This is a genomic window from Nodularia spumigena CCY9414, from assembly GCF_000340565.2.
Taxonomy (GTDB): Bacteria; Cyanobacteriota; Cyanobacteriia; order Cyanobacteriales; family Nostocaceae; genus Nodularia; species Nodularia spumigena.
The window spans coordinates 2,328,223-2,336,130 of the sequence record NZ_CP007203.1 but is presented as its reverse complement, the minus strand read 5'-3'; the positions used below and the strand labels follow the sequence as shown (position 1 = coordinate 2,336,130).

Genomic DNA, 7,908 nt, shown 5'->3' with positions numbered 1-7,908 from the left:
TGCCCCCCTGCATCTTTTCCCCTGCGTCTTCTCCCCTGCTCCCTGCTCCCTGCCCCCCTGCATCTTTTCCCCTGCGTCTTCTCCCCTGCTCCCTGCTCCCTGCCCCCCTGCCTCTTTTCCCCTGCGTCTTCTCCCCTGCTCCCTGCTCCCTGCCCCCCTGCATCTTTTCCCCTGCGTCTTCTCCCCTGCTCCCTGCTCCCTGCCCCCCTGCATCTTTTCCCCTGCGTCTTCTCCCCTGCTCCCTGCTCCCTGCCCCCCTGCCTCTTTTCCCCTGCGTCTTCTCCCCTGCTCCCTGCTCCCTGCCCCCCTGCATCTTTTCCCCTGCGTCTTCTCCCCTGCTCCCTGCTCCCTGCCCCCCTGCATCTTTTCCCCTGCGTCTTCTCCCCTGCTCCCTGCTCCCTGCCCCCCTGCATCTTTTCCCCTGCGTCTTCTCCCCTGCTCCCTGCTCCCTGCCCCCCTGCATCTTTTCCCCTGCGTCTTCTCCCCTGCTCCCTGCTCCCTGCCCCCCTGCATCTTTTCCCCTGCGTCTTCTCCCCTGCTCCCTGCTCCCTGCCCCCCTGCCTCTTTTCCCCTGCGTCTTCTCCCCTGCTCCCTGCTCCCTGCCCCCCTGCATCTTTTCCCCTGCGTCTTCTCCCCTGCTCCCTGCTCCCTGCCCCCCTGCATCTTTTCCCCTGCGTCTTCTCCCCTGCTCCCTGCTCCCTGCCCCCCTGCCTCTTTTTACCGAGGACGTGTCACCATAGAACTGGAGTTGCCTAAAGATGCAAAAGGAGATAGAACCTTGAAAAGTCAGCAATTTGGGAATTGGCAAACCACAGTTTTTGGAATTGTGTTAGCACTTATTGTCCTCGTCGGACTAAATTCCTTTGTAATTCTCAACCCAGGACAAGCAGGAGTCATCAGCATCTTAGGTAAAGCTAGAGATGGTGCGCTACTAGAAGGCATTCACATTAAACCACCCCTTGTGTCGGTAGTTGATGTGTATGATTTGACGGTACAAAAATTTGAAGTCCCAGCCGAAAGTTCTACTAAGGACTTGCAAAATTTATCAGCAAGATTTGCCATTAACTTTCGCCTTGACCCCACACAGGTAGTTGAGGTGAGACGGAAGCAAGGAACTTTAGCAAATATTGTCTCAAAAATCATTGCTCCTCAGACACAGGAAGCATTTAAAATCGCTGCGGCGAGAAGAACAGTCGAAGAAGCAATTACCAAAAGGAGTGAATTAAAAGACGACTTTGATTTTGCTTTGGGCAATCGCTTGGCTAAATATGGGATAATTGTGCTAGATACTAGCGTAGTTGACTTGAATTTCTCGCCAGAATTTGCCAAAGCTGTAGAAGAAAAACAAATAGCTGAACAGCGAGCGCAAAGAGCTGTTTATATAGCCAGGGAAGCCGAACAACAAGCTCAGGCGGATGTGAATCGCGCCAAGGGTAGAGCCGAAGCCCAAAAACTCTTAGCAGAGACTCTCAAAGCCCAAGGTGGGCAGTTAGTTCTGCAAAAAGAAGCAATTGAAGCTTGGAGAAATGGCGGCTCTCAGATGCCTAGAGTCCTCGTTATGGGTGGTGAATCTCAAGGCGGTGTGCCATTCCTTTTCAACTTAGGAAATCCCGAATACAATCAACCGTAATTTGAGTAAATAATCAAAATGGGGTGGGGATAACCCACCTCAGATACCACAGCCAAACCCAGAAAATCATAAATTGATTTATGACGACACCAAATCACCAAAACCTGACCATCTCAGAAGCTACAAAAATCCTGCATAAATTCAACTGCTTAGACATCGCACCCATTCTCAAACCCTCAGAAAAAGCCTTGGTGCGTCGGGCTTTAACTTTGGTAGCTAGTATTTCAGATTACCAAATATTAGGGATTTGTGCTGATACCGCCGAAGATGGGATACTGGCGATGAGGACTTATTCTCATGCTTTTGGCTATGAAGTCCCCACTGATTTAGCCACACCCGAAGGGCCTGTTTATATCAAATTAAATGGCAAGAATGGGTTATGTTATCTGGATGCTTATGCCGGACATCATCGGGGTGTATTAATTTCTTGCCAATCTTATAATGAGGGGGGAATCAACGAAATGTATGGACATTTACCCCTGGATTTATTTGTGTAGAATTTGCCACTGTTGCAGGAAGCATTCCAAATGTGTAAGTTAAATTTACTCACGAGATTGTAACTTACACAGGAGGATAAACCCCTGGGAATGTTCCCATCTTGGTAAAACTAGATGTTCTACAGATACTGACTAATGACCAATGACCAATGACTAATTTTTATGAGTATTATTACATTACAATCAGTTAAAAAAGATTTTGGCATCAAAGAACTTTTACGAGATGCCAGTTTTAGTTTAGATGCTACTGATAAAGTTGGCTTAATTGGGACTAACGGTTCTGGTAAGTCAACTTTATTAAAAATGATTGCCGGATTAGAATCAATTGATAGTGGACAAATTACCTTTAGTTCTGGTGCAAAAGTAATTTACTTACCGCAGCAGCCAGATTTAGATGAAAATCACACAGTTTTAGAGCAAATTTTTGCGGATAGTGGTGAACATCTGGCTTTGGTACGTGAGTATGAAGAATTATCTCATAAATTGGTTCATCATCCAGAAGATAGTCAATTGATGTCCCGCTTGTCTGGGGTAATGCAACGCATGGAAACTGCTGGCGCTTGGGAACTGGAAACCAACGCCAAAATTATCTTAACTAAGTTAGGCATTTCTGATTTTGATGCGGTTATTGGTACTTTGTCAGGAGGCTATCGCAAGCGCATCGCTTTAGCAACAGCTTTACTATCAGAACCAGATGTTTTATTGATGGATGAACCGACAAACCATCTGGATGCGCTGTCTGTGGAATGGCTGCAAAGTTATTTAAATCGCTTTCGGGGCGCACTTTTGCTGATAACTCACGACCGCTATTTTCTTGACCAAGTTACAAACCGAATTATTGAAATCGACCGAGGCGATATTTACACTTATTCCGGTAATTATTCATATTACCTGGAAAAGAAAGCTTTAGCTGAAGAATCGGCAATTAGTAGCCAACGCAAACACAAAGGTATATTACGCCGAGAATTAGAATGGTTAAGCCGGGGACCAAAAGCCAGAAGTACCAAACAAAAAGCCCGAATTCAACGCGTTGAAAGTTTGCGGGAGACTGAGTTTAAACAAGTTCAGGGGAAAGTTGATATTTCCACAGTTAGCCGTCGTATTGGTAAAAAAGTTATTGAATTAAATAACATTTCTAAAGGCTATGATGGACGGACTTTAATTAAAGATTTCACCTACGAATTTAGTCCTGAAGACCGCATTGGAATTATTGGCGGGAATGGAACTGGTAAATCTACTTTAATGGATATGATTACCAAACGTATTCAACCAGATTCCGGTATTGTGGATATTGGGACGACAATTCACATCGGCTATTTTGACCAGCATTCGGAAGAGTTACTTTCAGCCGTAGACGAAAATCAGCGCGTGATTGACTACATTAAAGAAGAAGGCGAATTTGTCAAAGTCTCTGATGGAACTCAAATTTCTGCTTCTCAAATGTTAGAACGGTTTCTGTTTCCCGGAAACCAGCAGTATGCGCCAATTAATAAATTATCTGGTGGGGAAAAACGCCGTTTGTTTTTATTGCGGATTCTGATTGGTGCGCCTAATGTGTTGATTTTAGATGAACCTACCAATGATTTAGATGTGCAGACATTGGCGGTTTTAGAGGATTATTTAGAAGATTTTCCTGGTTGTGTAATTGCAGTTTCTCACGATCGCTACTTTTTAGATCGGACTGTAGATACTATTTTTTCCTTGGAAGAGGGCGGGAATCTGCGGAAATATCCAGGTAATTACTCAATTTATCTAGATTACAAGAAGGCTGAGGAGGAAGAAGCAAAACAGCAACAAGCAGCTAATACGAAGGAAAAACCCCAGGAAGATGTAAAAGTTGCAGCTTCGTCTTCAGACAGCGACAATAAAAAGCGCCGCAGACTATCAAACTGGGAAAAGCGGGAATTTGAGGAGTTGGAAGGAAAAATTGCCAAGTTGGAAACTGAGAAAGCCACAGTGGAAAAAGCTTTGGTAAATGTCTCTGCTGGGAATTACACTCAAGTTCAGAAACTCTATGAACAAGTGGAAAATCTCAAGCATTCGATTGATACGGCGACAGAACGGTGGTTAGAATTAGCAGAGATGGATTCTTAATAAAATCGGTAAGAAATAATATGTCTGTTAAAGTTGGTGATACTGCGCCTGATTTCTCTCTTTGCGCCCAAAATGGTTCCACAGTTAGCCTCAGCGCTTTTCGTGGTCAAAAAGCTGTGGTTTTATACTTTTATCCCAAGGATGATACCCCAGGATGTACAGCTGAATCTTGTGCTTTTCGGGATCAATACGAAGTGTTTAAAACTGCTGGTGCGGAAGTGATTGGCGTTAGCGGAGATTCTAACGAGTCTCACCAGAAATTTGCACAGAAGTACAATTTACCTTTTACGCTGTTGAGTGATCAAGGCGACAAAGTACGGAAGCAATACGGCGCAACTGCAATGTTTGGTTTTGTCCCTGGTCGTGTGACTTATGTCATTGACAAAGAGGGCGTTGTGCAGTATGTGTTTGATTCAATGTTGAATTTTAAGGGTCACGTTGAGGAAGCGCTGAAGACTTTGCAACAGTTGGCGGTGTAAAAGAACCTCACCCCCAGCCCCTCTCCTTGGTAAGGAGAGGGGAGCTAAAGAGGGGAGTTAGAGAGGGGAGTTAGAGAGGGGAGTTAGAGAGGGGAGCTAGAGAGGGGTTTGGGCTTAGTTGAGGTGGAGTAGACGCAGGCAATCCTTGGTTTGGTTGGGTTACTCTACGAGAAGGCTACGCCTACACAAGGCTTCAACCCAACCTACTCTTTTTTCTTTCATCAGAGTCATAAAAGAGCGTTAGTCATATCCGTGGGGGAGGGCAAAGATGCCACTTCTTCGTGGTATCCGGGAACCGCCCCTACAGGAGATGAGGATCTTTAATTCTCCCCCCTGCTCCCTGCCCCCTGCCCCCTTGCCTCTACTTATGGGAGTGGGCTTTTTCGGATACAGCCTGGGCGGAATTACCGTTTTTGCCGTTGGTGTGTCCGTTATTATGGCGGGGTTGGATTACTCCGTAACCGCCGTGGTTACGTTCGTAAATCACATTGATTTCGCCAGTTTCAGCATTGTGGAACATATAAAAGTCGTGTCCCACTAGTTGCAGCTGTTCTGTGGCTTCTGCAACGGTCATGGGTGGCATGGAAAAATATTTTGTACGGACAACCTCATTTGGTAATTCGGGGGTGCGATCGCCTATTAAATCCGCCGCTACTGGTTCGGGAACTAATACTTGATTTGTGGGTGGAGCATTAGTTTTCTGATCTTGAAGTCTTTCCTTATATTTACGCAGTTGACGGGCAATTTTATCTGCTACTAAATCAATACTGGCGTATAAATTTTCGCTGCTTTCCTCCGCACGGATAACACTACCATTTGCAAAAATGGTGACTTCCGCCGCTTGCTTGGTGGTGATTCGAGGATTACGGGCGACACTCAGATGCACATCCACTTCATTGGTGATGTTCTGAAAGTGACTAACGGCTTTTTCAATTTTTTGATGTACATACTCCCGAATAGCATCGGTGATTTCAATATTTTTGCCGTGGATGACAAGCTTCATGTAAACTCTCCCACTGATATATTTGACGTGAATTTGTTTTGTATGAAAAGAGGTCGCGGTAAGTCTTTCACTACCGCCAAAACAAATTTTGAACAATTTTAATGTACTGCTTATGGGTTTGCTCTGTGTTGGATTTTATCCGGTTCGAGATGCAAACGATTTATGAGATTCACCAGCCAGTGCATTCGTTCTGATTCTGTTTGGCGTGATGCTGATTGCAGAGAGTTCCTCCTAACACCGTTGAGGTTATATATTCAACTTAGCATTTTGTATTCTAGAATGCACCTGACTTTGGCGTTCCTTTAAAATCCTTTGCATTGCTTGACATTTCTTGACTCAACATCTGTAAATTGAAATATATTTGGTGAAGAAACCAGTTGATTTTTTACGTGATTCGTAGTATGGAAACTGTTTATAGACGTTGTTTGTTATTTAACGCAGGTTTGATACCATACACAGATGCGCTTTTATGGCAGCGATCGCTTCTCAAAGAGCGGATTCTTCAACCTAGTTTAGAAGATGTGTTAACATTGCTAGAGCATCCGCCTGTCTATACTTTGGGACAAGGCAGCAATCTAAATTTTCTCAAGTTTGACCCGGATAATTGTAAGTTCGATGTTCACAGAGTTGAACGCGGTGGCGAAGTAACTTATCATTGCCCTGGTCAAGTTGTGGGGTATCCTATTTTAAATTTGCAATATTATTGTAAAGATTTGCATTGGTATTTACGGCAGCTAGAAGAAGTATTAATTCGGGTATTAGCAGTTTATGGGTTGACAGGCGATCGCCTACCGGGTTTTACTGGAGTTTGGCTAGAAGGTCGAAAAGTTGCCGCCATCGGGATTAAAGTCAGCCGTTGGATTACTATGCACGGCTTTGCATTCAATGTTTGTCCTGATATGTCAGGCTTTAAACAAATTATCCCTTGTGGTATTGCTGATAAACCCGTCGCCAGTTTAGCCGAATGGATTCCCGGTATTACCTGCGAAGAAGTGCGCGTTAATATAGCTGATTGTTTTGCGGAAGTCTTCGGTGTGGAATTAGTGGAGACAATGAAAGACTAAACGGCTGGTGCGGCAGAAATTACCAAAAATACTAGCAGTACCAAAATTAGGATACTGAGTTTAACAATCAGGTAGTTGGTAGGGTCAGATAACGTCAAGTTGTAAATCATCACAACCTCCAATTATAGATTCCTGCTATATAAAACCTAGACAAAACTAGACTTTACTTTCTACTTCAACGGGAGCATGGGAGCAGTTATCCCTCAGTAGACTTTCACGCCTTAGCCAGACGCGATTGTGTTCCAATTAAGTTTCTGAAAAAGACTACCACCATCATTGCTTGGTTTTCGCGTCGGCAATAGTCTCAATTCAATACTTGATATCACCGTATTATATATCAAGTAGTTGATTTTTTCCTAAAATATATATTGATTTTTGTCAATATAAGTATAGTTTTGTCTATGAAATTGTCAACTTAGGACTTGCTCTACCTTTATTGTGACTCAAAAATTCCTAAAGCAGTGCTGAGGTAACATTTTGTAGCATTATTAGACTTTTGGCGGGACAGATTTCTGATATTCTAACCGTAGTTGTGGAACATCAACCCGTTCACCCTCATAAAACAGAACACGGCTGACTTCTTGCAAACCCAATTCTGTAAACTGGGCTAATTCGGAATCAGACAAAGGCCAGGGAGGTCCATCAGGTTCTAATTCTGTGTCTCGAAACCGATTTATCACTAATAAAGTTCCTGTTGCGGCGACCACAGAAGCCACTGATGCAATCACAGTAGAACGGATATTTAAAGGTAACGCTTGGATATTCCGAATTTCCACAACTAAATCAAAAGCTTGATGCCATTGTGCAGGTAAATTTAACAAATCTGCAACTACATAATTCACAGAAGAATCAGGAAATCGTTGCTGACACCAATCAATAGCCGTAGGCGAAATATCAAAAGCAGTAACTTGAAAACCCCTGTCTGCTAAAGCTTCTGCATCATCTCCCAAACCACAGCCAATCACCAGTCCAGCCGCTAACCAACCTGAGACAAACCTCATAGCAATTCCCATTGCTCAAACAAATAGCCTAGAAGCAGACATCCAGAATTTACGCGAGCAATATCGCCAGCAAACAGTCTGGGAATACCACCAGTCCAGCCGCGACGGAACCAAAGACAGTTACCATAGCGACTCCGGTT

6 protein-coding genes and 1 pseudogene are annotated in these 7,908 nt (G+C 44.1%); 5 read left to right on the top strand and 2 right to left on the bottom strand.

Annotated elements, in window-relative coordinates; all coding sequences use genetic code 11:
• Nucleotides 1-778: 778 nt before the first annotated feature.
• The 4 genes from NSP_RS10435 to NSP_RS10420 all read left to right on the top strand — a co-directional run bounded on the left by NSP_RS10435 (nucleotide 779) and on the right by NSP_RS10420 (nucleotide 4,700).
• Complete coding sequence (locus NSP_RS10435) at nucleotides 779-1,630, top strand: prohibitin family protein (protein WP_173403280.1); 852 nt, start codon at nucleotides 779-781, stop codon at nucleotides 1,628-1,630.
• Between the two features lie 80 nt (nucleotides 1,631-1,710).
• Nucleotides 1,711-2,127 (top strand): DUF1824 family protein, encoded by a 417-nt coding sequence (locus tag NSP_RS10430; protein WP_006195162.1) that lies wholly within the window; start codon nucleotides 1,711-1,713, stop codon nucleotides 2,125-2,127.
• Nucleotides 2,128-2,289: 162 nt separating this feature from the next.
• A complete protein-coding gene (locus NSP_RS10425; RefSeq protein WP_006195163.1) occupies nucleotides 2,290-4,221 on the top strand; it encodes an ABC transporter ATP-binding protein in 1,932 nt (643 codons plus the stop codon).
• A gap of 20 nt (nucleotides 4,222-4,241) precedes the next feature.
• Nucleotides 4,242-4,700: a peroxiredoxin gene (locus tag NSP_RS10420; RefSeq protein ID WP_006195164.1), complete on the top strand. Its 459-nt coding sequence runs from the start codon at nucleotides 4,242-4,244 to the stop codon at nucleotides 4,698-4,700.
• A 361-nt stretch (nucleotides 4,701-5,061) separates the two neighbouring features.
• On the opposite strand, the gene hpf is transcribed toward NSP_RS10420, so the two are convergent.
• Nucleotides 5,062-5,703 carry a ribosome hibernation-promoting factor, HPF/YfiA family gene (hpf, locus tag NSP_RS10415; protein WP_006195165.1) on the bottom strand — a complete coding sequence of 214 codons (642 nt, stop codon included), beginning with the start codon at nucleotides 5,701-5,703 and terminating at the stop codon, nucleotides 5,062-5,064.
• Nucleotides 5,704-6,104: 401 nt separating this feature from the next.
• Between hpf and lipB the strand changes: the two genes are divergently transcribed.
• The gene (lipB, locus tag NSP_RS10410; protein WP_006195166.1) at nucleotides 6,105-6,767 is read left to right on the top strand and encodes a lipoyl(octanoyl) transferase LipB; all 663 of its coding nucleotides are present in this window, start codon (nucleotides 6,105-6,107) and stop codon (nucleotides 6,765-6,767) included.
• Between the two features lie 488 nt (nucleotides 6,768-7,255).
• On the opposite strand, the pseudogene NSP_RS10405 reads toward lipB, so the two are convergent.
• Nucleotides 7,256-7,741: pseudogene (locus NSP_RS10405) on the bottom strand (class I SAM-dependent methyltransferase); the annotation flags it as partial.
• Nucleotides 7,742-7,908 lie beyond the last annotated feature (167 nt).